Origin of the sequence: Plantactinospora alkalitolerans (genome assembly GCF_015690345.1) — a bacterium.
Lineage (GTDB): Bacteria > Actinomycetota > Actinomycetes > Mycobacteriales > Micromonosporaceae > Plantactinospora > Plantactinospora alkalitolerans.
The window spans coordinates 1-2,603 of record NZ_JADPUN010000429.1; the positions used below are offsets into that span (position 1 = coordinate 1).

Genomic DNA, 2,603 nt, shown 5'->3' on the forward strand with positions numbered 1-2,603 from the left:
AGATGGGTATAAGAGACAGGATCAGGCCGGGACCCGGAGCAGATCAGGCCGGGGGGACGTGGCAAGGGCGGCGGGGGTAGGCTCGGCGCCGCGCGGTCGCTGATGCCCGCCGACAACGTCCCGGTGTGACGCACCCGCCGGTCACTTTCCCGCCGCGAGACGTTGGTCAACCGTTCGGCTTCCCAAGGGTCTGGCGGGCCGATCCGAGAGAGAGAATAGCCTGATGGCCGTGAAACGCCGCGCGAAGATCGTCTGCACCCTTGGCCCCGCGACCTCCTCCCCGGAGCGCATTCGTGGGCTCGTCGAGGCGGGCATGGACGTAGCCAGGCTCAACTTCAGCCACGGCAGCCACGCCGACCACGAGCAGGTGTACCACCTGGTCCGTGAGGCCGCCCGGACCACCGGCAACGCGGTGGCGATCCTGGCCGACCTGCAGGGCCCCAAGATCCGGCTGGGCCGGTTCGCGGACGGCCCGCACGAGTGGCGTACCGGCGACTCCGTGGTGATCACCGGAGACGACGTCGTCGGCACCCGGGAGCGGGTCTCCTGCACCTACCAGAAGCTGCCGGCCGAGGTACGGCCCGGCGACCGGCTCCTCATCGACGACGGTCGGGTCGCGGTCGAGGTCACCGATGTGCAGGGCAACGACATCCGGGTGCTGGTGACCGAGGGCGGCCCGGTCTCGAACAACAAGGGCGTCTCGCTGCCCAACGTGGCGGTCAGCGTGCCGGCCATGTCGGACAAGGACGCCGCCGACCTGCGCTTCGCGCTCGGCCTCGGTGTCGATCTGGTGGCGCTCTCGTTCGTCCGCTCGCCCGAGGACATCAAGCTGGTGCACGGCATCATGCAGGAGGTCGGCGTGTACCGGCCGGTGCTGGCGAAGGTGGAGAAGCCGGAGGCGGTGACCCACCTGGAGGCGATCATCGACGCCTTCGACGGTGTCATGGTGGCCCGGGGCGACCTCGGCGTCGAGCTTCCGCTCGACGAGGTGCCGCTGGTGCAGAAGCGTGCCGTGCAGCTCTGCCGGGAGAACGCCAAGCCGGTCATCGTGGCCACCCAGATGCTGGACTCCATGATCGAGAACTCCCGGCCGACCCGCGCCGAGGCGTCCGACGTCGCGAACGCGGTGCTCGACGGCGCGGACGCGGTGATGCTCTCCGGCGAGACCAGCGTCGGCAAGTATCCGGTGCTCACGGTCAGCACCATGGCCAAGATCGTGACGACCACCGAGTCCGGCTCGATCGGCGTGCCGAGGTTGCAGCACGACCCGCGTACCCACGGCGGCGCGCTGACCGTCGCCGCCTCCCAGATCGCCAAGGCCATCGGCGCGAAGGCACTGGTGGCGTTCTCGCAGACCGGCGACACGGTCCGGCGGCTCTCCCGGCTGCACTGCGACCTGCCGCTGCTGGCCTTCACCCCGGTGCCCGAGGTCCGGGACCAGCTCGCCCTCTCCTGGGGGGTGGAGACCTTCCTGATGCCGTTCGTCCAGCACACCGACGACATGTTCCGGCAGGTCGACCAGGCGCTGGTCGGGCTCAACCACGCCAACCCGGGCGACTACGTGGTGATCGTCGCCGGTACCCCGTCCGGCACCCCGGGCTCCACCAACACCCTTCGGGTGCACCAGCTCGGCACGCTGGTCGACGCGGCGTCGGCGGCCCGGGCCCGGCAGTGAGTTCCGGGAGCGGACCGGAGCTGATCGTCGGGCAGGCCGCGGTCGACCAGTTGCTGGACGTCCTCGACCTGCGGCAGCTCGACGAGATGACCTTCCGGGGCATCAGCCCGCCGGTCGGACCCCAGCGGGTCTACGGCGGCCAGGTCGCCGGTCAGGCCCTGGTCGCCGCCGGCCGGACCGTGGACCCGTCCCGGGTCGTGCACTCCCTGCACGGCTACTTCGTCCGCCCCGGCGACCCGGCCGAGCCGATCGAGTACCAGGTGGAGAACATCCGGGACGGACGCTCCTTCTCGGTACGCCGCTCCGTCGCGCTCCAGCACGGCAAGACGATCTTCTTCATGTCCGCCTCCTTCCACCGCCAGGAGGAGGGGCTCGACCACCACGCCCCGACCCCGGACGACGTGCCGCCGCCGGACGAGGTGCCGACGATGGCCGACCGGCTGGCCCGGTACCCGGAACGGCTGGGCATCTGGGGGACGATCCCGCGCCCGATCGACGTCCGGTACGTCGGCGAACCCGGCTGGGTCGCTCCCGGCGACCGGCCGGTCGACCCGCACCAACGGGTCTGGATGAGGATCGACGGCAAGCTGCCGGACGACCCGCTGTTGCACGCCTGCGCGCTCACCTTCGCCTCCGACATGACGCTGCTCGATTCGGTCCTCTCGGTGCACGGTGAGGTGTGGGGACCGGGCGGCATGGTCGGGGCGAGTCTCGACCACGCCCTCTGGTTCCACCGCCCGTTCCGGGCCGACGAGTGGTTCCTCTACGACTGCTGGAGCCCGTCGGCCTCCGGGGGCCGGGGACTGGCCACCGGTCGGATGTTCACCGTCGACGGCCGGCAGATCGCCAGCGCCGTGCAGGAGGGTCTGCTCCGCCGCGTCGGCGGCTGACCGGGCGGCCGTCGACGGTGAACATCCGACCGGTGGCC

Annotated in this window: 2 protein-coding genes; both read left to right on the forward strand. The window is 71.1% G+C overall.

Annotation, left to right across the window (positions count from 1 at the left end):
- Nucleotides 1-223 precede the first annotated feature (223 nt).
- Complete coding sequence (gene pyk, locus I0C86_RS42240) at nt 224-1,675, forward strand: pyruvate kinase (protein WP_196206932.1); 1,452 nt, start codon at nt 224-226, stop codon at nt 1,673-1,675.
- Between the two features lie 20 nt (nt 1,676-1,695).
- Nucleotides 1,696-2,565: an acyl-CoA thioesterase gene (locus I0C86_RS42245; protein WP_196206933.1), complete on the forward strand. Its 870-nt coding sequence runs from the start codon at nt 1,696-1,698 to the stop codon at nt 2,563-2,565.
- Nucleotides 2,566-2,603: the final 38 nt, after the last annotated feature.

Bases quoted from the DNA above. Each gene is read 5' to 3' on its own strand.
- pyk (WP_196206932.1), top strand. From the start codon at position 224: ATGGCCGTGAAACGCCGCGCGAAGATCGTCTGCACCCTTGGCCCCGCG.